The sequence below is a fragment of the Absiella sp. AM09-50 genome, assembly GCF_003433845.1.
GTDB classification, from domain to species: domain Bacteria; phylum Bacillota_I; class Bacilli_A; order Erysipelotrichales; family Erysipelotrichaceae; genus Hoskinsella; species Hoskinsella hominis.
The window spans coordinates 24,418-46,418 of record NZ_QVFI01000018.1 but is presented as its reverse complement, the minus strand read 5'-3'; the positions used below and the strand labels follow the sequence as shown (position 1 = coordinate 46,418).

The 22,001-nt window shown below is 34.2% G+C and carries 25 protein-coding genes; 20 read left to right on the top strand and 5 right to left on the bottom strand.

Features of this window, described 5'->3' with window-relative positions; genetic code table 11:
• Positions 1-3: 3 nt before the first annotated feature.
• The gene (locus DW114_RS14460; RefSeq protein WP_117454449.1) at positions 4-354 is read right to left on the bottom strand and encodes an Hpt domain-containing protein; all 351 of its coding nucleotides are present in this window, start codon (positions 352-354) and stop codon (positions 4-6) included.
• A gap of 483 nt (positions 355-837) precedes the next feature.
• Here DW114_RS14460 and DW114_RS14455 point away from each other — a divergent pair, with 483 nt between their 5' ends.
• The 8 genes from DW114_RS14455 (at position 838) to DW114_RS14420 (ending at position 7,258) form a co-directional block, all read left to right on the top strand.
• Positions 838-2,268 (top strand): aspartate ammonia-lyase, encoded by a 1,431-nt coding sequence (locus DW114_RS14455; RefSeq protein ID WP_117454448.1) that lies wholly within the window; start codon positions 838-840, stop codon positions 2,266-2,268.
• 107 nt (positions 2,269-2,375) lie between these two features.
• The gene (locus tag DW114_RS14450) at positions 2,376-3,014 is read left to right on the top strand and encodes an SGNH/GDSL hydrolase family protein (protein WP_158552323.1); all 639 of its coding nucleotides are present in this window, start codon (positions 2,376-2,378) and stop codon (positions 3,012-3,014) included.
• 155 nt (positions 3,015-3,169) lie between these two features.
• Positions 3,170-3,829: a LytR/AlgR family response regulator transcription factor gene (locus DW114_RS14445; protein WP_158552324.1), complete on the top strand. Its 660-nt coding sequence runs from the start codon at positions 3,170-3,172 to the stop codon at positions 3,827-3,829.
• On the top strand, positions 3,826-4,983 hold the full coding sequence (locus DW114_RS14440; RefSeq protein ID WP_117454445.1) for a GHKL domain-containing protein: 1,158 nt from the start codon (positions 3,826-3,828) through the stop codon (positions 4,981-4,983). Before DW114_RS14445 ends, DW114_RS14440 begins: the two co-directional genes overlap by 4 nt.
• 73 nt (positions 4,984-5,056) lie before the next feature.
• Complete coding sequence (locus tag DW114_RS14435) at positions 5,057-5,701, top strand: DUF2812 domain-containing protein (RefSeq protein ID WP_117454444.1); 645 nt, start codon at positions 5,057-5,059, stop codon at positions 5,699-5,701.
• A gap of 164 nt (positions 5,702-5,865) precedes the next feature.
• Positions 5,866-6,288, top strand: a complete 423-nt coding sequence (locus DW114_RS14430) for a C-GCAxxG-C-C family protein (protein WP_158552325.1) — start codon at positions 5,866-5,868, stop codon at positions 6,286-6,288.
• A gap of 2 nt (positions 6,289-6,290) precedes the next feature.
• A complete protein-coding gene (locus tag DW114_RS14425) occupies positions 6,291-6,710 on the top strand; it encodes a C-GCAxxG-C-C family protein (RefSeq protein ID WP_117454442.1) in 420 nt (139 codons plus the stop codon).
• A gap of 86 nt (positions 6,711-6,796) precedes the next feature.
• Positions 6,797-7,258, top strand: coding sequence for a thioredoxin family protein (locus DW114_RS14420; protein ID WP_117454441.1), 462 nt, complete (start codon positions 6,797-6,799; stop codon positions 7,256-7,258).
• A gap of 37 nt (positions 7,259-7,295) precedes the next feature.
• Here DW114_RS14420 and DW114_RS14415 read toward each other — a convergent pair whose 3' ends face one another.
• Genes DW114_RS14415 through DW114_RS14400 form a run of 4 tightly spaced genes read right to left on the bottom strand, consistent with a single transcriptional unit; the run spans position 7,296 to position 11,994 of the window.
• Complete coding sequence (locus tag DW114_RS14415) at positions 7,296-8,288, bottom strand: LacI family DNA-binding transcriptional regulator (protein WP_117454440.1); 993 nt, start codon at positions 8,286-8,288, stop codon at positions 7,296-7,298.
• Between the two features lie 15 nt (positions 8,289-8,303).
• Positions 8,304-9,311, bottom strand: coding sequence for an aldose epimerase (locus DW114_RS14410; RefSeq protein WP_117454439.1), 1,008 nt, complete (start codon positions 9,309-9,311; stop codon positions 8,304-8,306).
• The gene (gene galT / locus DW114_RS14405; RefSeq protein ID WP_117454438.1) at positions 9,311-10,804 is read right to left on the bottom strand and encodes a UDP-glucose--hexose-1-phosphate uridylyltransferase; all 1,494 of its coding nucleotides are present in this window, start codon (positions 10,802-10,804) and stop codon (positions 9,311-9,313) included. Before galT ends, DW114_RS14410 begins: the two co-directional genes overlap by 1 nt.
• 26 nt (positions 10,805-10,830) lie before the next feature.
• The gene (locus DW114_RS14400) at positions 10,831-11,994 is read right to left on the bottom strand and encodes a galactokinase (RefSeq protein ID WP_117454437.1); all 1,164 of its coding nucleotides are present in this window, start codon (positions 11,992-11,994) and stop codon (positions 10,831-10,833) included.
• A 267-nt stretch (positions 11,995-12,261) separates the two neighbouring features.
• Between DW114_RS14400 and DW114_RS14395 the strand changes: the two genes are divergently transcribed.
• The 12 genes from DW114_RS14395 to amrS all read left to right on the top strand — a co-directional run bounded on the left by DW114_RS14395 (position 12,262) and on the right by amrS (position 21,957).
• Positions 12,262-13,320, top strand: coding sequence for an Rpn family recombination-promoting nuclease/putative transposase (locus tag DW114_RS14395; RefSeq protein ID WP_158552326.1), 1,059 nt, complete (start codon positions 12,262-12,264; stop codon positions 13,318-13,320).
• Positions 13,321-13,570: 250 nt separating this feature from the next.
• A complete protein-coding gene (locus DW114_RS14390; protein WP_117454435.1) occupies positions 13,571-13,945 on the top strand; it encodes a hypothetical protein in 375 nt (124 codons plus the stop codon).
• A 275-nt stretch (positions 13,946-14,220) separates the two neighbouring features.
• Positions 14,221-14,379 (top strand): hypothetical protein, encoded by a 159-nt coding sequence (locus tag DW114_RS21305; RefSeq protein WP_158552327.1) that lies wholly within the window; start codon positions 14,221-14,223, stop codon positions 14,377-14,379.
• Between the two features lie 166 nt (positions 14,380-14,545).
• A complete protein-coding gene (locus DW114_RS14385) occupies positions 14,546-15,316 on the top strand; it encodes a histidinol-phosphatase HisJ family protein (RefSeq protein ID WP_117454434.1) in 771 nt (256 codons plus the stop codon).
• Positions 15,316-15,864 (top strand): histidine phosphatase family protein, encoded by a 549-nt coding sequence (locus DW114_RS14380; RefSeq protein ID WP_117454433.1) that lies wholly within the window; start codon positions 15,316-15,318, stop codon positions 15,862-15,864. The genes DW114_RS14385 and DW114_RS14380 overlap by 1 nt, the downstream gene beginning before the upstream one ends.
• 256 nt (positions 15,865-16,120) lie before the next feature.
• A complete protein-coding gene (locus DW114_RS14375) occupies positions 16,121-16,813 on the top strand; it encodes an iron-sulfur cluster assembly scaffold protein (protein ID WP_117454432.1) in 693 nt (230 codons plus the stop codon).
• A gap of 11 nt (positions 16,814-16,824) precedes the next feature.
• Positions 16,825-17,826 (top strand): GGGtGRT protein, encoded by a 1,002-nt coding sequence (locus tag DW114_RS14370; RefSeq protein WP_117454431.1) that lies wholly within the window; start codon positions 16,825-16,827, stop codon positions 17,824-17,826.
• A gap of 198 nt (positions 17,827-18,024) precedes the next feature.
• Positions 18,025-18,243: a hypothetical protein gene (locus DW114_RS14365; protein WP_117454430.1), complete on the top strand. Its 219-nt coding sequence runs from the start codon at positions 18,025-18,027 to the stop codon at positions 18,241-18,243.
• Positions 18,224-18,535, top strand: a complete 312-nt coding sequence (locus tag DW114_RS14360) for a YbjQ family protein (RefSeq protein WP_117454429.1) — start codon at positions 18,224-18,226, stop codon at positions 18,533-18,535. Before DW114_RS14365 ends, DW114_RS14360 begins: the two co-directional genes overlap by 20 nt.
• A gap of 102 nt (positions 18,536-18,637) precedes the next feature.
• Positions 18,638-19,609, top strand: a complete 972-nt coding sequence (locus tag DW114_RS14355) for a rod shape-determining protein (protein ID WP_117454428.1) — start codon at positions 18,638-18,640, stop codon at positions 19,607-19,609.
• Positions 19,610-19,847: 238 nt separating this feature from the next.
• Positions 19,848-21,152, top strand: coding sequence for an AmmeMemoRadiSam system protein A (amrA, locus tag DW114_RS14350; protein ID WP_117454427.1), 1,305 nt, complete (start codon positions 19,848-19,850; stop codon positions 21,150-21,152).
• On the top strand, positions 21,142-21,957 hold the full coding sequence (gene amrS, locus DW114_RS14345) for an AmmeMemoRadiSam system radical SAM enzyme (protein ID WP_117454426.1): 816 nt from the start codon (positions 21,142-21,144) through the stop codon (positions 21,955-21,957). Before amrA ends, amrS begins: the two co-directional genes overlap by 11 nt.
• The last annotated feature ends 44 nt before the right edge of the window (positions 21,958-22,001 follow it).

The following is a 22,001-nucleotide window of genomic DNA, read 5'->3' as shown; positions in this document are numbered from 1 at the left end:
GTGCTATTCACTGAATATTTCTTTTAATCCCTGCGTAATGTTTGTATATTCTTTCAGGCACTGTTGATAATATTGTTCACTTGTTTGAAGATTATTGCTGCGTAAATCGCATAACCATGTATTCGTGATATGATAAAGCTGCATCATACTTAAATTACCAGATAACCCCTTTAACGTATGTATATCTTTCATTAATTCTTCCTGATCATGATTAGTGTAATGCTGTTGTAACTGTATAAATGTTTGATCATTCAAAAAAGCTTTTAAGAAACGATTTGCCATGGACGCATTATTCGCAAAGCGCCCCATTAATTCTTCATATTCAATTCCAATTTCATTAAATTCAGGTTTCATAAATCCTCCATTCTCCCGTTTGATACAGGTAGTTGCTTATACGTACACATAAACGTTATAAAAATCATAATAGTGAATGTGGAGGTAGATACTACATGAAAAAATACCAGTTGGTATTTTCGAAGTGACATAAAGAATAAATATATCTTATGATCAGTCATTCGTCATATAAACAAACATATATATGAGAAAGTCACAATAAGATAACACTTCTTGTATTAATTATAAACGAATCAAAACGAAAAATGTAAAAAACCGCCAAAAATCAGGATTTTTTAAATATTTATTATCGATACCTTGTGAAATGTATTGAAAACAAGGGATCTAAATGAAAGAATTTACCTGCATGGACTAAAATTATTACAAAATTCAAAGTTCCTAACACTTAGGAAAAAAACAGTAAAAACTTACACTCTCTTAGGAAAAAGATTTCTGTGTTTCTCTGACGATTAGGTGTAAGATAGTATCGAGGAGGAATCACATATGGAAGAAAAACAACTATATCGTATTGAAAGAGATTCATTGGGAGAAGTTGAAGTACCGATTGATGCCTTATATGGTGTGCAGACAGTACGTGCAACAAGAAACTTTCCAATTACATATCAAAAAACACATCCTATGATGGTAAAATCATTGGGTATGGTAAAAAAAGCATGTGCGCTTGCCAACAATGAGTGTGGACATCTGGATGATGAAAAATGTAAATATATCGTACAGGCCTGTGATGAGGTAATTGAGGGGAAACTGAATCAATGGTTTGTGACAGATGTTATCCAAGGTGGTGCAGGAACAAGTACCAATATGAATGCCAATGAGGTAATCGCAAATCGTGCAGCGCAGCTTGCGGGCAAACCACTTGGCACATATGACTATATCCATCCAAATGACAATGTAAACTTTGGACAATCCACAAATGACGTATTTCCAACTGCCGGTAAATTAACATGTTTATTTCTGGTAGATGGTCTGATTGAAGAAATTACTTTATTAGAAGAGTCTTTACTAGATAAAAGCTTGGAATTCAATGATGTTATCAAACTTGGAAGAACTCACTTACAAGATGCCGTACCTATCCGTATGGGACAGGAATTCCATGCATTTGCGACTGCATTAGTCCGTGATATCAGAAGAATCCGTACAGCATTTATGAACTTAAAGAGTATTAATATCGGTGCGACTGCAGTAGGTACAGGTATTAATACGGATGAACGTTACAAGAAAATTGCCGTACGTTATCTATCAGAAATCTCACAGATTGAATTGACTAGTGCTAAAGATTTGATCGATGGAACAAGAAATGTCGATCCATTCGTATTTGCTCATGGAGCATTAAAAACATTCTGTGTCAACTTGTCTAAAATGTGTAATGACCTTCGTTTAATGGCATCAGGACCAAAGACAGGACTTTCAGAAATCATGCTTCCACCACGTCAGCCGGGCAGTTCTATCATGCCAGGTAAAGTCAACCCGGTTATTCCTGAAGTATGTAACCAGGTATGTTTCCAGGTATTTGGAAACGACATTACCATCACCAAAGCCGCAGAAGCAGGACAGATGGAATTAAACGTATTTGAGCCAGTATTATTCTTTAACCTGTTCCAGTCTATCGATTTATTAACACATGCATGTTATACCTTAAGAGATAACTGTATTGTAGGAATCGTGGCAAATAAAGAACACTGCCGTGAAGTCATGGAAAACTCTTTAGGAACAGCAACAGCACTTGCGCCACATATCGGTTATGCAAATGCCAGCAAGATTGCAAAACAGGCATTAAAAGAAAATCGTAAATTAAAAGAATTGATTTTGGAACATAACTTAATGACAAAAGAAAAACTGGAAGAAGTATTGGATATCAATGAAATGACCAAAGCAGGTATTCCAGGTATGCATAAGAAAAGTGCTAAGAAATAACACTTGAAGAATCACAGAAATGTGGTTCTTTTTTCTGTTGGAGAATGACTGTGTTATAATATATAAAGTGATGCATAATATATATGAACAACAAGGATGTGAAACTTATGAGAATTATGTGTTTTGGGGATTCCAATACATGGGGATATCGCCCGGATAACGGCTTGCGTTATGATTCTGATGAACGATTTACTGGTATCTTAAAACAAAAACTACCAGATGATGAAATTATAGAAGAGGGTTTAAATGGCCGTACCTTTGTATTGCATGATCCTTATTGTGATTATGCAAGTGGAGAGGCAGCATTGCCATATTTATTGAAATCACATATGCCTTTGGATTTGATTGTGATCATGCTTGGTACCAATGATTTAAAACATCAGTTCCAATTATCAGCAGAAGCAATTTCTAGAGGTGCGAAAGTTCTGATTCGTATGATTAAAAATCCATATCTGAATGAGAAATATCCAGTACCTAAAATCTTGCTGGTATCACCCATTCATTTACATGAAGAAATCGGAGAGTTAGAAGGTTCATGGTTTGATTATGGAAAAGAAGAATATGAAAAAAGTACGCAGCTTGCGAAGTATTTGAAGGATATCGCAGATGCATATGATTGTGATTTTATGGATGCTTCAAAGTTTGCGAAAGCAAGTTCTATAGATGGTATGCATATGGAAAAAGAAGATCATGCAAAGCTAGCACAGGCAATTGTGGATAAGATAAATGAAATACGGGATCGATAAGATCTCTTTTTTTGTATAAAATGATTGATTTTCACCTCATACTGACATAAAACTTAAGTATGAGGTGAAAATAAGATTTACAAGTATAAAACTTTTTCAAATTTACTATTTCAAATGAATATGTTATGATATTTTTAATAAAGGTGGGAGTACTTATGAATTTTGCAATTGTGGATGATGAAGAAAAAATACGTAATTGGATTAGTATCACCTTGAAAAAGCATTTCCCTCATGATCATTTTATAATGTTTTCCACAGGAAAAGCTTTTTTGGAAAAACAAGAAGAATTTGAAGGTGTATTCCTTGATATGGACCTTATAGATGAAAAAGGTTATGAAATAGCAAAGAACATCACGTCAAAAAATTGTTATGTCTGCTATGTAACCTCTCATGAAGAAACAGCTATGTTAGGATATTGTCCTATGGCGATTGGTTTTGTCTTAAAAAATCAAGAATTAGAAGAACACCTTGTGGAATATATGTATCAAATCAAGCAGCATCACATTAGTTTACACTTACATACAGAAGACGGATATATGGATATTTTGTTGTCACATATCCTTTATGGAGAAGTTAACAACAAAACGTTTCTCATTCATTTAAGAAATAAAAGAACCATGCGGATTATGAATATGACACTATCTAAATTTATTTCTCTAAGTGATCAATTTATCAAAATCAATCAATCCCAAGCCATACATAAAGCATATGTAAAAGAAGTGAATAATTCCACCGTTCGATTAGAATGTATAGAGGAAACCTTATTTATTTCAAGAAATGAAAAGAATAATTTTCTTAAGGAGATATATCGATGAATCGATCTGTATTTATGATTATCATACTATTTATTGATATGGTGGTCATTGGACATGCAATCTCTTCTTATTATGAAACAAGACGTAAAATACCAGATACGCAACTGGGATATTGTCTGATTGCAAGCTTTGCCTTTGTGATATTAAGAAAATATATATGGTTTGACACAACTCTTTTCATTGGATTATTATATTTGATACTATTCTTGTTTTTCTATAGAATATCATGGAAAGAAGCCTTATATTATACCTTAATACTATCTGTTTCAAGGAATCTTGTATACCTTTGTATTACCTGTATTCCAGTATCCATATATTTTCAGATTCTAATAATAGAAGGTATTTATCTGTTACTTATTTTATGGGAGATTTCATATCTTACGACATTACACATTTCAAAAATCATTATCATCATATTAACGACAATATACGCACTTAGTTCCTATATGATTTTTGATTATCCATCCATTGTATTAACTGTTTTATTAAGTTGTTTATACGCGTCGATTTTGTATCTTATAAAATATCTGAACCAGTTACACCTAGATTCTTTAAAGCTTCAAACAATTGAACAAACAATTTCAATCCAGCAACAATATATGGATAAACAAAAACAGGAAATGAATAATTTCCATAAGCAGAAACATGATTTACTAGCAAGGCTGGAAATATTATATCTATTAGAAAAAAATCAGGAATATGAAGCATTACACCAACAGCTTATGGATATGAGTAATCAAATATCATCTATACGTTTAGAAGAATATACTACCATAATTGCGATTGACAGTGTACTATCTTATTATCATTATAATTATCCACAAATAGACATCACCTATGATTGTGATCATTTTTTAAAACTTTCTATTTCTGATTATGATATATCCACGCTTTGTATTAATATCTTAAAAAATGCAGTAGAGGCTTCCTTTCCAATTGATCATCCCAAAATACATCTTATGATGAAACAACGATATCAAAAATTATATATCAGTTGTGAAAATGACTATCAACCTGGTTATAAAAAACAGGGACATGATGGTTGGGGATTATCTATTATAGAAGATATCACACAGCGTAATCATGGGAAATATCAAATTCATAAAACTTCAAATCGATTCCAAATAGAATTTTTCTTCCCGATAGGCGAATAATTTACCAGTTACGCCAAATTTATGCAATCTATGAAAAAAAGATATAAATTATAGATGAAGGCAGGTGGTATATATGATGATCAAACGAAAAAATAAAAATTATTTTGATGTGGAAAAAGAAATGCAATTTCTAAATGAACAACTAAATCAAGGCTATCTTCTAACAAGTACAAGCATCCATGCATATGAATTTGAAGAAACATCTTTGAAAGGTCAGTATTATATTGCTTATATTACGGATGAGAAACAAAAACAAGAGCTGGATGAAATGGCTGATGAAATCACAGAAATAAAGAATGAAGATTTTCATAGTGTCTGTCGTATGGTGAAACAATTAAAAAATTCTTTTTATCGCACAGATCAGCTAAAAGGGAAATGGTGTTACTATTTTATTCCCTATAACTTTGATTATTGTATTGAAAGTGATATCAAAAGAAAACATGAGATGTATAAGCAGTTGTTTAAACTGAGATTGTATATTTTGATTTTGTTTTTCATTACTGTTTTATTTTCAATATATTGTTCAGTGACGAAAAATATACCATTACTTGCAGGGCTTTATACACCATGGAATGAGATAGAAAATACATTTGCGCAAGGTGATTATTTTTGGACATATATCAGTGTAACTGTAAATATTGTCACGTGTATCTTACCTTTATATATTCCATTTCTATGTTATCAATGCATGCGTCTTTTTAAATTAATGAGATATTAGATCCAAAGAAAAATTACACATTTATATAAGAAGAAAAGGTCCTTTAGTATAGGATCTTTTTCAATGTTTCATTGTAGTTTTAAATATCACAAAATTTTACAATTTCTATGTGGTGGATATGTGATATGATAAGAAAGGTAAAAATATAAGAAAGAAGGATGACTATGGATAAAAAAGAATTGGCAGTAAACAAATATAAAAGTGGTTATAATTGTGCGCAGGCAATTGCTTGTGCGTATGCGGAAGAATTAAATATGAGTGAGGAACAGGCATTTCGTTTGATGGAAGGCTTCGGTAAAGGCATGAGTTTTTATGGTCATACATGTGGTGCTTGTAGTGCAATGGTACTTGTATCAAGCTATTTGTGTACACCAGATATGAAAACAATCAATGCGGTAAAAAATGATACGTATCCGGTGATTAAACCAATGATTGAAGCGTTTAAAGAAGAAAACGGATATATTGACTGTTTTGATATTTTAAAACATGGAGAACCAGGTACAGAAGATGGAAAACGTTTATGTTGTATCCATTGTGTGGAACATGCTGTGGATAATATTGAATCATTGAGGATGAAAGGAAAATAGGGATGAATCACAAAATACAGGCAATAACAAATTTTGAAAAGGGGTATAATTGTGCGCAGGCAGTTGCTTGTGCATATGCGGATGATTTAGGCATTGATGAAGAATTGTTATTTCGTTTAACGGAAGGCTTTGGTGGAGGTTTTGCACATATGGGGTATATGTGTGGAACATTAAGTGGATTAACGATAGTGGAAAGTTATCGAAAATGCAGAGATATGAAGCATATGCCAAATGGCAAGCTAGAAACATATGCTCATATTCAGCCGATTATTCAGGCATTTCAAAAGGAAATTAAAGCTGTGAATTGTAAAGATATTTTAGAGAAGGGTGATCAAACGTTGATCAATGGCAAGAAAAAATGTTGTCGCTCATGTGTTATGATGGCATGTGATCTGCTGGATCATCCATGGATAGAAAATTAATATCCTTTACAAGGATTCTCAACGGATTTGAAATTGTAATTTGAGAAGAAATGTCGTATACTTAACGTATTATTGGAGGTAACGATATGAAGAAATATTTGTGTATCGCAATGTGTGTGTTGACACTGCTTATGACAGGGTGTTCACCAAAGGAAAGATTAATTGATATAAATCTGCAACAGATGCAGGAAAAAATGAAAAATAAAGAAACATTTGTATTAGTATTTACGCAGCCAGAATGTGGATATTGTAAAGCATTTAAAACGATGTTAGATACATATCTTCCAGATCATGATGTGACAATATATGATTTATCTATTGATAAAGAAATCTTGACGGATGAAGAATTAAAAAAACTACTAGCAGATATTCGGGTTTATTTCCCAGATATGACAGCGACACCAGATCTATATTATGTAAAAGATGGAAAAATTGTAGATCATTTCGATATTGATAAGAACGATTTATCTAAGGAAGAAGATTTTAATGCCTGGGTAGATAAATATGAATTAAATAAAGATATTGATTATTCAAAAGAAACAAAATAAATAAGAAATGCACAGTCTGAATGGGCTGTGCATTTGTTTAACGATGCGTTGTACTTGCTCGTTTGATTAGGGTACATGGTAATACGATTTTCACAGGAAGGCGTTTTAATTTACCAGCTTGATGATGTAAATATTCTCCTGCATATTCTCCCATGGTTTCACTTGGCGCATGAACACTGGTAAGTGGAGGATTGCTGTAGGCAGAAGCACTAATATCGTTAAATCCGGTAACACTCATATCCTGGGGAACTTTGATGCTATGTTCTTCTAATGAGCGAAGAACACCCAATGCGATTGGATCACTTGCACATACAATTGCTGTGATATCATCTAAATGCTCGCATAATTGATTAGCCATTTGATAACCGCTTTCGATAGAAAACTGTTCTTCGAGGATGGTTGTTTTGAAATGAAAGCTTTCTGCATATTGTAGGAAGGCTTTTTTTCTTGGATCTTCAAATAGACTGCCATCCTGTGTATATTCCTTGCCACTAAGATAGGCGATATGCTGATGTTTTAAATCATGAAGATGGGATAAGACATCATAAATCGCTGTGGAAAAATCTAAGACAATACAATTTTCTTTTAGTGGCTGTACTTCCATATCCACAAAGATGATATTTTCTTGATAATGAGATAGCTTTTTGATTTGTGCTGTGGAAAACTTTCCAATACATACGATACCATCCACATCCTTCAGGTTTTCTTCAATATTCAAATCATCCTTAAAGATTCGTTTTAATGCGATGCCATGACGACTGCAATACTGTTCCACACCCATACGAATGGTAAAATAATAACTATCTTCTAATTCTTGTTTTAATGAATACCATTGTACAATGGCAAAGGTCAATGCTTTCTCCGTTCGTTTGCTTTTGCCTTTTTTTACATAATGAAGTTCACTGGCAATCTGAAAGACGCGATTACGTGTTGATTCTGGAACGTTTAATGTATCATCTTCATTCAATATTCTGGAAACCGTAGCACTGGACACATTTGCTTTTTGTGCAATATCTTTGATTGTTGCCATTTACTTCACCCCTGTCTATTCTTTTGTGAAACGATATGTCGTTGTTTGTGTATAAGGATGTTGTGGATCATAGATTTGATGAGGATGACATCCTTCAATGTTGATACCATTAGGAATATCCTGCGTTTCTAAAGCGATGCTGCATAAAGCATGCCCCTTCATCCCACTCTCAAATATTTGATTTTCATCAAACCAGTTGGCAGTATATACAACTACGCTGCTTTGATCTGTTAGGATATCTAAACGATGCGCGATGTGAGGATCTTTTAAGATGATATGACCTTCATCAAGCAAGAAGGGAGTATCATAATATTTTGTGTTTTCAAATTCAGGATCATTTATGATTAGATTCTGTTCGATTTCTGAAAGCGAAGAAAAATCAAATGCACTGCCCTTGATGATTGGCTCAATACAACTAGGGTGGCATTCCTTTTCAATACGGCATTTTTTTGTGGAAGGTAATTTCAATAGATGATGGGTAATATCTTCCTTCATCCCACCTAAATTAAAATATAGATGATTGGTCATATTTAGTAAAGATACATCTGGTGGAGTACAGTGATATTTGATAGTAAAATCATGATCGTTTAATATATAATCAATATCATATATATAGGTGCCAAAAGGATAACCATCCTCTTCATGACTGGTTTCTAAATGAAGATGTAAGCTGGTATCATTAAGCTGTATAATATCAAATAATTTTTTACTGACTCCACTTTCACCACCATGTAAATGATGGACACCATTATTGATACTTAACTGATGTGTTACACCATTGATTTCATATTTTCCATAAGCGATTCTTCCTGCCACAGGACCAACCAGAGCATTTAAATATGGCCCGCCCTGATCGATATAGTCCTGTTTGTTTAGGAAAGAGGCAACCATATTGGTATGATCTTCCTTAAAATAAATGCCAGAGATGGTTCCTCCAAAGTTTAATACATGGATTTTTAGTACCTTATTTTCAATTGTATATTCATAAACCGGTGCTTCGTGATAACTTGCGACTTGTTTCATTATGCTTCCTCAATTGTATGCATAAATCTTTCAAATGCCTGTTGTCCCTGTTCATCCTGTTTAAAGACGCCGGCATCTTCTAATACCTGTTCAAAGATATGACCAACTTCATTCTGAATGATTGTATGAAGTTCTTCCTTTGGCGTATCTTGATAGGTGGCTGAAAGGTGATTGTACCAGTCTTGATGAATTTGTAAAGCTTCTGGTAATGCTTTCTGATTTTGTAGACATTCTTCAATCTGTGCAAGTTCACCTTTTAATCTTGCAGGTAATACCGCAAGTCCCATAACTTCAATCAGACCAATGTTTTCTTTTTTGATATGGTGAAGATTAGCGTGAGGATGGAAGATACCCATTGGATATTCTTCTGTTGTACGATTGTTTCTTAATGTCAGATCCAGTTCATAGAATTCACCTTTTTTACGGGCAATTGGTGTAATGGTATTGTGTGGTGTATCTTCACTATGAGATAAGATACCTACACACTCATCACTATAGTTTTTCCAGTTAGATAATACATCCGTTGCACAATGTATTAATGGTTCTATTTCCCTGCTGCGTAAACGAAGAACACTTAATGGCCACATGACACGACCATAGCTGACACCTGGATATTTTTCACTTTTGATTTCTTCCAGCATTGAAGCACGCTCCATCGCAAAGGTATAATTACCACCCTGGAAATGATCATGTGTTAAAATACTGCCGCCAACAATTGGAAGATCGGCATTAGAACCGATAAAGTAATGTGGGAATTGTCTTACAAAATCAAGCAGACAACGGAAAGTATTTTCATTGATCACCATAGGAATATGATCTTCATTAAATACGATACAGTGCTCATTATAGTAAGAATATGGAGAATATTGTAAGAAGTAACGTTTACCATTCAACATCACAGGAATGATACGGTGATTATTTCTGGCAGGGTGGGAAAGGGTACCTGCATAGCCTTCATTCTCTTTACATAACAAACATTTTGGATATTTGCTTGGTGGCAGCAATTTTGCTTTTGCGATATCCTTTGGATCTTTTTCTGGCTTGCTTAGATTGATTGTAATATCAATAGGGCCATATTTGGTTTCCGTGACCCAGTGAAGATCTTTTGCGATACGATCCGTACGCATATAATTGCTGGCACGAGATAAGTCATAATAATAATCTGTGGCTTTCTTTGGACTCTCTTTATAAAGTGTTCTAAATTTTGCGATAACTTCGCTTGGGCGTGGCATTAATGCATTCATGATACGTGTGTCAAATAAGTCCTTGGATACGATTGTATCCTCAATGATACCTTTTTCGATAGCATACGCAAGCATATCATCTAGAATTGGCTGTGGTGTTGTTAATTGTTCACTTTCAACATCAACATCCTCATAATCATGTAACTGTAAAATGTCTAACAGTTGATTGGTAACATAGATGACATCCTCTTCTTTTAACAGCTGGTGTGCCAGGCCGAAGTTTACTAAACGTTTAATAGCTTTGTTCATATTTTTTACCTGCTTTCTTTATAGCTTTATTTTACCATTTTTCCTGCGCCATCTCCAATAGATGCGATATAGAATTCACAAGGATATCCGACTTTTTCCAAATATTCCGCTTTGACATTGTTTTGGAAGGCATCAATGGCATCATTTTTTACAATAGCGATAGCACATCCGCCAAAACCAGCACCTGTCATACGGGCACCAATACAGCCATCCTGTTTCCATGAGGCTTCGACTAAAGTATCAAGCTCTATACCAGTTACTTCATAATCATCACGTAGGGATATATGAGAGGCATTCATTAATTTACCAAAGGTTGTGATATCATCTTTTTCAAGTGCAGTAATGGCTTCTTTTACACGCTGATTTTCACTAATAGCATGTTTAGCACGACGCATTCTAACTTCACTTTGGATTGCATCTTTTACTTTATCAAATTGTTCAACATTTAAATCGCATAGATTTTTAATATCGACTCTGCTCTGTAATTCTTTTAAAGCTGTTTCACATTCACTTCTTCTTTCGTTATATTTAGAATCCGCAAGTCCACGGCGTTTGCATGTATTCATAATTACAATGCTGGCATCGTTTAAACGAACAGGGGCATACGTATAGTTTAAAGTCGCAGTATCCAGGGCAATCGCATGATCTTTTTTCCCCATACCAATAATGAATTGATCCATAATGCCACAATTCATGCCAACAAACTTATTCTCTGCTTCCTGACCAATTTTCACAATATCGAGCATAGGAATATTCAGATGATATAGTTCATTAATAATCGTACCTGTCAAAACTTCCAAAGAAGCTGAACTGCTTAATCCAGCACCATTTGGTATGTTTCCTTCGACTAAGATATTGCATCCTTTTGTGAAGGTATGGCCTTTATCCTGGATATAAAAGATGACGCCTTTCGCATAATTTGTCCAATCATCCTGTTGATCATAATGTAAATCGTTGATATTACATACGATTTCACCTAAATCTTTAAAATTGTTGGAGAAGAAATGGACTTCTTCATCATCACGCATTGAGGCAATCGCATAAGTACCATAAGTGATGGCACATGGGAATACCATGCCGCCGTTGTAATCTGTGTGTTCGCCAATCAGATTGACACGTCCTGGAGAAAAGAAAGCTTCTCCATCCGTGTGGAATAATTCTTGAAACTGTTTTGTTAGTTTATCGATCATAGTTAATCTCTCCTTTTTGATGTAAGCTCTACCATTAATATAATCGTCAGTTTAGTAAATGTCAATGAATTTAGTAAAATAAAACGAATATTTTAGTAAAACTTGATCAAAAAAGTTTACTAGTTATATATAATATGAATGAATATTATACTGCTATATACTATAAATAGGTTATTTTTACTTTTTCGAAAATAATTTAGGATTTTCATATGAAAAATACGTATGTATACATGTAGGCACTTATGCCTAGGAAAGATGAGGACCTCTATGGGAAAAGAAAAATTAAAGAAAACAAAAGCTACTATAACAAATTTGGAAAAGAAAGAAATGTTAAATGTTTTAGCTGAAAAGAAAGATGTGGATGTGAATAAAAATTCACCTGTTTCATTTACCAATGATGTATTTATAAAATTTAGTTTAACGGGTGAAGATGCTACTTCTAATCTTCTGCGTAATTTTTTCTGTACTGTCGCAACACATTACAGATTTAATATCGTGCATACTGAAGTAGTAAATTCAGAAATCCTTCCTGAACAATTTGGCTTAAAGCGTATCGTTATGGATGTTGTGGCAACGGATGATCAAGGCAGACGCCATAATATTGAAATTCAAAATCAATACAAAGATGTAGATTTTAATCGCTGGGAATTTTATGGCGCACGAAATTTAAGTATGCAGTTGAAATCAGGAAATTACTATGATGTCATTCAACCTGAATATCAGATTATCTTAACATTCTTTACAGGTGAAGCGGCAGAAAGGAATAACGAGTTAATCAATCATTATGTGATGCGCAATGAGAAAGGTGAAGTAGAACAGGAGAATGCATTGATCAATCGTACATATGTCAATTTGAATGTGATTGACCGCATTGTAGAGGAAAAAGGTGTAGAAAACTTAAATGATTTCGAAAAGTTATGTTACCTATTTAAACACAACGAACCTTGTGATACAATAAACACAGGAAAGTTGGTGGATGCGATTATGAAAAAATATGATGATATGAAACAAAATGAAGAAGTATGGACAATGGCACAACGAATTGAAGAAGCAGAATTACGTGAGAAGTATCTTGAAAAAACGGCAAGAATCAAAAATGAAGAAGATAGAAAAAAAGCTCTAGAAGAAGGGCGAGAAGAAGGTAAGAAAGAAGGACTTCTGGAAGGTCAATTAAAGATTGTAAAACAACTGATCATAAAAAAATATAATCACGATGCCTCTGCATGGTTATCATCTATAACACCTTCACAATTGGATAAAATCATTGAACTTATCTTAACTTGTGATACATTCAAAGACTTACAACAACAGTTGGAAAATAAATAATAAATAAAGAAAAAGACTGGTTATCTTTAGAAAATATCTGAATAATCAGCCTTTTCTTTGGGGAATATATGTATAAAATGATATTTTTTCATCCTTTTTAAGAGATTTTGTCAAAATCCTTTAAAAACGTCAATACTTTATGTATAATAAACATATAGAAGGTAAATTCTATTTTTGGATGATGATGAATCACCATATTTTTTTAAATGCATATCGTAACATAAAGCATAAGATAATGGAGGAAATTTGAATGAAAATCAAAAATGATGATGCTTTGTCTTTTTTACGCAGTTTTGGATTTCGCTGTTATGAACGTACAGATACAGGATTTATTCGTTATAATAAAACCATAGGAAACATGATTGTTACCATTGCGAATGGCCAATTTGAAAATAAAATTCGTGTTTCTTTACTACAGGATAAAGATGGTGTTATCCGTACAAGTTATAAAGATATTATGGAATATACAGATATGATCGGTTCTATGATTGATGCTGGTTTGATTAGTGAAGGAATTGCAATTCCTTTAGAAAAAGAAGAATTAACAGAAAATGATGATATTGATCTGATGGAAAATCCTTTGATTGGTATGCCAAAAAAGCCTAGCGGTTTCATGGGCTTGTAAAGAAGTACAGGAAAATAAACCTGTGCTTTTTATTTTATGATATTACATTGTGAAATAAATGTTATAAAAATGTAAGGATAATGTTATTTACATTGAAGTTATCAAAGAGTAAAATGATAATATCAAAAATCAGATCCAGGGGTTGGATGCTGATATAGGAGGTGAATGATTGCGGATATAAACCAATTGGAAAATTGTCTGATAAAAAAGGGAATGTAGTCACTAGGTAAGTTTGTGAGCACTTGTTTTCAATATATTGGAATGAGGCGAATAATATGGATTTATGGATTACAGTAGCACTTTTGATTGTTATCATCATTATATTATTACTTATCTACCGGTTTTTTAGATTTAATAAAAAACACCATGATTCTATGGATGATACAGATGGAATGTTTTTGTTAAATAAGGGAAAACATGAAGATAAGATGTAGAATCGCATAAAGCTATAGATTTTTTTCTATAGCTTTTTTTTGTATGTAGAAAAGAAAACATTTAAATATGCTTGGTGAAATATGAACGATATTTTAATTTATATCAAATTGAACATAAACTGTTAATATAATGGTATAATAAATGCAAAAAAGGGAGGATAAGCAAATGATTGATGGACATATGCATTTAGAAAATGGACCTTTAACGGTAGATTATGTTATGGAATTTGTGAATGCGGGAGTAAAGGCAGGAATGGATACCATCCAAATCCTTGATCATACGCATCGGTTTATAGAATTTGCGCCTATGTATGACGCATTAAAAGAAGCTTCAAATGAACAGAAAGAATGGTTTGAAAAGAAAAAGCTGGAGCCATTAAGCACATATCACGAACTAATCAGTCAAGTAAAAGCAATGAATCTGCCAATTGAAGTACGCTTTGGTTTGGAAGTATGTTATGCACCTAAGGATAAAGCACTGATTAAAGAAGTATTATCGAAGTATCCTTATGATTTTGTGATAGGAAGTATCCATTCCATTGATGCATTACTATATGATATGAATAGTTTTTCACGCGAAATATTATGGGATAAATATGATACTAATACAATATATCAGCGTTATTATGAGATTATGGAAGATATGATCTGTAGTGATTTATTTACTCAGATTGGTCATCCAGATCAATTGAAATTATTTCATTATGAACCAACGTATGATTTAATACCAACGTATCAACGTCTGGCAAAGCTTGCGAAAGAACATGATGTATATATGGAAAATAATACAGGTATTCATTATCGTTATGGTCATGAAGATATGGGCACAAACCCAGTTTTCCTGGATATTTTAAAAAGCAATGGGGTAAAAATTATGACTGCCAGCGATGCACATAAGCCAGAAGATGTTGGCAAACTGATCAAGGAGATTTCATAATGAGTATTTATTATGTAAGACATGGACAGACAGATTGGAATAAGCTTGGTTATTTACAAGGACAAAGTGATATCGCATTAAATGAAGAAGGCATCAAACAGGCGAAACAGGTACGTGATGCGATGAAACAAGTGCATATCGATAAGATTATATGTTCCCCATTACAGCGTACAAGACATACAGCAAGTATTATAAATGAAAATTATGGATTGGAAATACATGAAGATAAACGTATTATAGAACGTTATTTTGGAGAAGTTGAAGGTGCCAAACGAAAAGATATTGTGTTTGAAGATTTCTGGAAATGGGAAAAGCCGGTACAGTATGGTATGGAAAGTATTGATGAGGTTTTTCACAGAGTTTATGACTTTCTCGATGATATTATGGAGGAAGCAATGCATCAAAATATATTAGTGGTAGCACATGGTGGTGTGAGCATTCCATTTCAATGTTATTTTGATGAAGAAAACCGAAAGAAAGACTTGATTTCCCTGATTCTGAAAAATTGTGAGGTCGCTCAAAGGGAAAGTAAGGTAAAAGTAAAGTAGGAAAGGGATGAAAATCCCTTTTCATTTGGGCTTTTTGTAGGAATAAAAGACACCTTTAGCATTGACAGGAACTAGGAAAAGATTTAAAATTAAGAAGTGGGAAAACTCTTATTTTACAATACTTGTGAAAAAGTTCCCAAACTGATATTTCTATTTATAGAGGGTAGAGATATACGCATGACCAAGGCTACAACTTTTTCTTAGAAAGTAGCATACATTGGTAAAATCATGGATGACACGAGAAAGGAGAAATGACATGATTTATTCAAAAGAAGTTGAAAACATGTGCACAGTAAAATGTGGCGCTAGTCACGGATGTGCTCCTATTCCTGAAGAAGGAAAATGGGTTTACTCAAGAGAAATCAAAGACATCTCTGGTTTGACACACGGTATCGGATGGTGTGCTCCACAGCAGGGTGCCTGCAAACTGACATTAAACGTTAAAGAAGGTATTATCGAGGAAGCATTAATCGAAACATTAGGTTGTTCAGGTATGACTCACTCAGCTGCAATGGCTAGTGAAGCTATCGTTGGTAAGACTTTATTAGAAGCTGTAAACACAGACTTGGTTTGTGATGCTATCAACACTGCAATGCGTGAATTGTTCTTACAGATCGTTTATGGTCGTACACAGTCTGCATTCTCTGAAAACGGTTTACCTGTAGGTGCTGGTCTTGAAGACTTAGGTAAAGGTACTCGTTCTCAGGTTGGTACAGTTTATTCAACAAAATTAAAAGGTCCTCGTTACCTTGAACTTGCTGAAGGTTATATCACTCAGATGGGATTAGATGAAAACAACGAAATCATTGGTTACGAATATGTAAACATGGGTGTTTTCATGGATGCTGTTAAGAAAGGTACTAACCCTGAAGAAGCATTAAACAACGCTAAGAAAACTTACGGTCGTTATGCAGATGCTGTTAAATATATCGACCCAAGACACGAATAGGAGGAAAAATCATGGCATTATTTGAAGGATACGAAAGACGTATTGATAAAATCAATGAAGTATTAAATTCATATGGTATTTCTTCCATCGAAGAAGCAAAAAAACTATGTGATGAAAAAGGTGTTGATGTTTACAACATCGTAAAAGGCATTCAGCCAATCTGTTTTGAAAACGCATGCTGGGCATATATTGCTGGTGCAGCTATCGCAATCAAAAAAGGTGAAAAAACTGCATATGAAGTAGCTAAATCTTTAGGTGAAGGTTTACAGGCATTCTGTATTCCTGGATCTGTTGCTGATGATCGTAAAGTTGGTTTAGGTCATGGTAATTTAGCTGCTATGTTACTTGACAATGATACAAAATGTTTCGCATTCTTAGCAGGACACGAATCTTTCGCTGCTGCTGAAGGTGCAATCGGTATCGCTCGTAACGCTAACAAAGCTCGTAAAGAACCATTACGTGTAATCTTAAACGGTTTAGGTAAAGATGCTGCGAAAATTATTTCTCGTATCAACGGATTTACTTATGTAGAAACTCAGTTTGATTATTTCACAGGTGAATTAAAAGAAGTTTCAAGAACTGCTTATTCTCAGGGAGAAAGAGCAGCAGTTAACTGCTATGGTGCAGATGACGTACGTGAAGGTGTTGCAATCATGCATCACGAAGGTGTAGACGTTTCTATTACTGGTAACTCTACTAACCCAACTCGTTTCCAGCACCCAGTTGCAGGTACATACAAGAAAGAATGTATCGAACAAGGTAAGAAATACTTCTCAGTAGCTTCTGGTGGTGGTACTGGACGTACATTACACCCAGATAACATGGCTGCTGGTCCTGCTTCTTATGGTATGACTGATACTATGGGACGTATGCACTCAGATGCTCAGTTCGCTGGTTCTTCATCAGTTCCTGCTCACGTAGAAATGATGGGTCTAATCGGTATGGGTAACAACCCTATGGTTGGTGCTTCTGTTGCAGTTGCTGTAGCTATCGCTGAAGCAATGAACAAATAATTATATTTATAATTATAAAGATAGATGATTCCTTTGGGAGTCATCTTTTTTTTGCATTTTTGATAGAATATGCTACCATAGTAACAGGTGATAAACAAACAGGGATGAAAGTAACTATCTTTTTCAAATAATGCTTGTGTTCCTCTAATAACTCATGTCATAATAAAAGCATAAAGATATAGACGAGGAGAAACGATTATGAATAAGAAAATGATAGCACCAATTGTGATAGGGGTGATTGTATCGGGGTACTTTTTGATGTGGATCGCCATGGTGTTTTGTATTGAAGTCAACTTATTTGTAGCGTCTATCATTGGGTTGCCTTTGATTGCGTTATTGTTTCTTTGGGTATATATCGTGAGAGAACGTATTGACGAGATAAGGAGTGGAGAAGAAGATGATCTTAGTAAATACTGATTACATTACAGGAAAAGAGTTGGAAATGTTAGGTTTGGTGAAAGGAAGTACCATTCAAACAAAGAATATCGGAAAAGATATTTCACAGGGGTTTAAGACTTTAGTGGGTGGAGAATTAAAAGCTTATAATGAAATGATGAATGAGGCAAGAGCACTTGCGACGAAACGTATGGTAGAAGAGGCAGAAGCGATGGGTGCGGATGCTGTTGTGAATATCCGTTATGCTTCCAGTGCTATTATGGGTGGTGCCGCAGAAGTCATTGCATATGGTACAGCTGTGAAGTTTATATAAGGATGAATATGCCAAAAAAGTAAATAGTAATAGTTTTATCCCTTTTTCTGTGGTATATTTATATTGGCAAATTTTAGGAAACAGCAGAAAGAAGGATGAGTAATGGCAAGAAAAATCGGAATCGACTTAGGTACGACGAACCTGTTGATCTGTGTAGATAACAAAGGTGTTGTTGTGAATGAACCATCAATTATTACAGTAGATGCGCAATCAAAGAAATGTATTGCCGCAGGACTTGATGCGAAAGATATGCTAGGACGTACACCAAAAAACATGATTTGTTTACGTCCATTGAAGGACGGGGTTGTTGCAGATTTTGAAGCAACAGATATGATGTTGAATTATTTCCTTAAGAAATGTGATTTAAAAGGAATGTTTCAAAAGAACGTGATATTAATTTGTCATCCAACCAAAATTACATCTGTGGAAAAGAACGCAATTCGTGATTGTGCATATCGAGCAGGCGCAAAAAAAGTGTTCATGGAAGAAGAACCAAAGGTTGCGGCATTAGGAGCCGGACTTGATATTGGCAAAGCCAGTGGACATATGGTCTTAGATATTGGTGGTGGTACCAGTGATATCGCAGTATTGTCTTTAGGTGATATTGTATGTTCTACATCAATTAAAACAGCTGGAAATCATTTAACACATGATATTATTGAAAATGTTCGTGTACAGAAGAAAATGTATATTGGTGAACAGACAGCAGAAGAAATCAAAAAACAGATTGCGACAGCTATTCCTGGTGATAATGTGGAAACAATTAGTATCAGTGGACGTGATGTGGAAACAGGATTACCACATGCAATTGAAATCAACTCTAATGAGGTTGAATCTTATATTCACCAGAGTTTAAGAGAAATCGTACATGCGACAAAAACGATTTTGGAAGTAACACCTCCAGAACTTGCTTCTGATATTGTACAGCATGGTTTGGTATTGACTGGAGGAGGCGCTTTATTAAAGAACCTGGATCAGTTGATGCGTGATGAATTAAAAATTCCAGTGTATGTAGCTGAAAATGCACTGAGTTGTGTAGTTGATGGCTGCCAGATTATGTTAGAGAATTTATAAGGTACGATTTGTACCTTTTTTTAATAGATTCTTAAAGTTTTTTTTAATATTTTCGCAAAAAAAACAATTATTTTTCACTTTTATGACATATGGGAAAAAATATGTTATCCTTTGCAATGAAACAGGCAAGTGCTTCATATCTACTTTCTTAAAATTTCTCCTTAACTTATGACATAAAACTTCAACTTGTCTGTTTCACTTGTGTGAAAGTGTTATAATGAGCGTAGAGGTGATCACAATGCTACTAGCTGCATATATGGTTCCCCATCCACCAATTCTTTTAAATGAAATAGGAAAAGGCGAGGAACAAAAGATTAATAAAACAAAACAAGCATATGAACAAATCGCAAAAGAAATCGCAAAACTGCGACCAGATACTATATTGATATTTTCTCCACATGCGCCAAGTTACCGTAATTATATCGCGATATCATCTGGTGATGAAGCAAAAGGAGATTTCTCACAGTTTCATGCATCACAAGTAAGTTTTCATGAAAGATATGATAAAAAATTGATTGAGAAAATAGAAAAAGAGGCACAAATAGCAAAGATACCAGCGGGAACATTGGGTGATGATGCACAGCTGCTGGATCATGGTACGATGGTACCTCTGTATTTCATTGAAAAAGAATATCATGATTTTGAAATCGTACGAATTGGAGTCAGCGATTTGGATATCGATATACAAGTCACTTTTGGGAAATGCATCGCAAAAGCGATAAAAGAAATGAATCAAAAAATCGTTGTAATCGCAAGTGGGGATTTATCTCATCGATTAAAAGCAGATGGTCCTTATGGATATTGTGAAGAAGGTCCAGTGTTTGATAAAGAAATCGTTCGAATTATGAAAGAAAATGATTTTGATGCATTACAGACAATCAATCAATCCGTATTAAAAGAATGTGCACAATGTGGGCTTCCTTCTTTTCTGATGCTAACGGGTATTTTATCTCAATATGCTTATCGTACAAGGTTTTTATCATATGAGGGAACCTTTGGTGTGGGATATGGTATTTGCGCAATCGATATAGAAAAAGACCCCTTTGTGGCGCTTGCGAAAATGTCTTTAGAACACTATGTTCGTTATCATACGGTATTATCATCTGCTTTTATTCCAGAAAAGATGAATATGCCGAAGGCAGTATTTGTATCTCTACATATAAATAATCGTCTTAGAGGCTGTATTGGAACTTTGGCACCAATGAAAAAGAATGTTGGAGAAGAGATTATCGCAAATGCAATCTCTGCAGGAACAAGAGATCCGCGTTTTCATGCGGTCAGAAAAGAAGAACTGCATTTGATAGAATATAGTGTGGACATACTTGGTGATCCTGAACCAGCAAGTTGTGATGATGATTTAGATGTGAAACGATATGGTGTGATTGTGGATGATGGATTACGTCGAGGAGTATTGTTGCCTGATTTAGAAGGTGTAGATACATTTGATCAGCAATTACGCATTGCTTTGTCAAAAGCAGGTATCGATGAAGCTGATGATTTCAGGATTCAAAGATTTGAGGTGATTCGCCATCATGAAATGTGATTTGTGTTTTCATCAATGTGAATTAACAGAAGGAAAAACAGGATTTTGTAAAGCCAGAGGTATGAGAGATGGGAAAATTGTATCTTTAAATTATGGTTGTATGACATCACTTGCATTAGATCCTATTGAGAAGAAGCCACTTGCACAATTTCATTCAGGCTCTAGTATTTTATCCATTGGTAGTTTTGGTTGTAACTTTCATTGTGATTTTTGTCAAAATGCAATCATTTCACAAGAAAATCATGTAGAATATGAAAAACTGACACCAGAAGAAGTCGTAAATCTAGCTTTGCGTTTAGCAGATGAACAAGGAAATATTGGGATTGCCTATACATATAATGAACCACTTATTGGCTATGAATTTATCTATGACTGTGCAAAACTTGCACATGCGCATGGTCTTAAAAATGTATTGGTAACAAATGGTGCGATTACATCAAAATATCTAATGGATTTATTGCCATACATTGATGCGATGAATATTGATCTAAAAGCATTTACTTCTGGATTCTATGAGAAAATAGGTGGAAATCTTGAACTGGTCAAAGAAAATATCATACTTTGTAGTGCGTATACACATGTAGAACTAACAACGCTGATCATTCCCGGAAGAAATGATGGAGAAGAAGAAATGCAACAAATGACAAAATGGATTGCGTCAATCAGTAAAGATATACCATTACATATCAGTCGATATTTTCCACGATATCATTGTCATATTCCACCTACTGATGTTGATCAAATAGAACATTTATGTCATATTGCGAGAATGAATTTAAATTACGTGTATAAAGGAAATTGTTGAGGATATGGAATATTTTCACTTTTTCCTTTTTCTATGTGTTTTAT

Coding starts and splice junctions, on each gene's coding strand:
- amrS (WP_117454426.1), top strand. CDS start 21,142: ATGAAATGTGATTTGTGTTTTCATCAATGTGAATTAACAGAAGGAAAA.
- amrA (WP_117454427.1), top strand. CDS start 19,848: ATGCTACTAGCTGCATATATGGTTCCCCATCCACCAATTCTTTTAAAT.
- DW114_RS14420 (WP_117454441.1), top strand. CDS start 6,797: ATGAAGAAATATTTGTGTATCGCAATGTGTGTGTTGACACTGCTTATG.
- DW114_RS14395 (WP_158552326.1), top strand. CDS start 12,262: ATGGGAAAAGAAAAATTAAAGAAAACAAAAGCTACTATAACAAATTTG.
- DW114_RS14375 (WP_117454432.1), top strand. CDS start 16,121: ATGATTTATTCAAAAGAAGTTGAAAACATGTGCACAGTAAAATGTGGC.
- DW114_RS14410 (WP_117454439.1), bottom strand. CDS start 9,311: ATGAAACAAGTCGCAAGTTATCACGAAGCACCGGTTTATGAATATACA.
- DW114_RS14385 (WP_117454434.1), top strand. CDS start 14,546: ATGATTGATGGACATATGCATTTAGAAAATGGACCTTTAACGGTAGAT.
- DW114_RS14360 (WP_117454429.1), top strand. CDS start 18,224: ATGATCTTAGTAAATACTGATTACATTACAGGAAAAGAGTTGGAAATG.
- DW114_RS14460 (WP_117454449.1), bottom strand. CDS start 354: ATGAAACCTGAATTTAATGAAATTGGAATTGAATATGAAGAATTAATG.
- DW114_RS14370 (WP_117454431.1), top strand. CDS start 16,825: ATGGCATTATTTGAAGGATACGAAAGACGTATTGATAAAATCAATGAA.
- DW114_RS14440 (WP_117454445.1), top strand. CDS start 3,826: ATGAATCGATCTGTATTTATGATTATCATACTATTTATTGATATGGTG.
- DW114_RS21305 (WP_158552327.1), top strand. CDS start 14,221: ATGGATTTATGGATTACAGTAGCACTTTTGATTGTTATCATCATTATA.
- DW114_RS14425 (WP_117454442.1), top strand. CDS start 6,291: ATGAATCACAAAATACAGGCAATAACAAATTTTGAAAAGGGGTATAAT.
- DW114_RS14415 (WP_117454440.1), bottom strand. CDS start 8,288: ATGGCAACAATCAAAGATATTGCACAAAAAGCAAATGTGTCCAGTGCT.
- DW114_RS14400 (WP_117454437.1), bottom strand. CDS start 11,994: ATGATCGATAAACTAACAAAACAGTTTCAAGAATTATTCCACACGGAT.
- galT (WP_117454438.1), bottom strand. CDS start 10,804: ATGAACAAAGCTATTAAACGTTTAGTAAACTTCGGCCTGGCACACCAG.
- DW114_RS14450 (WP_158552323.1), top strand. CDS start 2,376: ATGAGAATTATGTGTTTTGGGGATTCCAATACATGGGGATATCGCCCG.
- DW114_RS14365 (WP_117454430.1), top strand. CDS start 18,025: ATGAATAAGAAAATGATAGCACCAATTGTGATAGGGGTGATTGTATCG.
- DW114_RS14445 (WP_158552324.1), top strand. CDS start 3,170: ATGAATTTTGCAATTGTGGATGATGAAGAAAAAATACGTAATTGGATT.
- DW114_RS14355 (WP_117454428.1), top strand. CDS start 18,638: ATGGCAAGAAAAATCGGAATCGACTTAGGTACGACGAACCTGTTGATC.
- DW114_RS14455 (WP_117454448.1), top strand. CDS start 838: ATGGAAGAAAAACAACTATATCGTATTGAAAGAGATTCATTGGGAGAA.
- DW114_RS14435 (WP_117454444.1), top strand. CDS start 5,057: ATGATGATCAAACGAAAAAATAAAAATTATTTTGATGTGGAAAAAGAA.
- DW114_RS14430 (WP_158552325.1), top strand. CDS start 5,866: ATGGATAAAAAAGAATTGGCAGTAAACAAATATAAAAGTGGTTATAAT.
- DW114_RS14390 (WP_117454435.1), top strand. CDS start 13,571: ATGAAAATCAAAAATGATGATGCTTTGTCTTTTTTACGCAGTTTTGGA.
- DW114_RS14380 (WP_117454433.1), top strand. CDS start 15,316: ATGAGTATTTATTATGTAAGACATGGACAGACAGATTGGAATAAGCTT.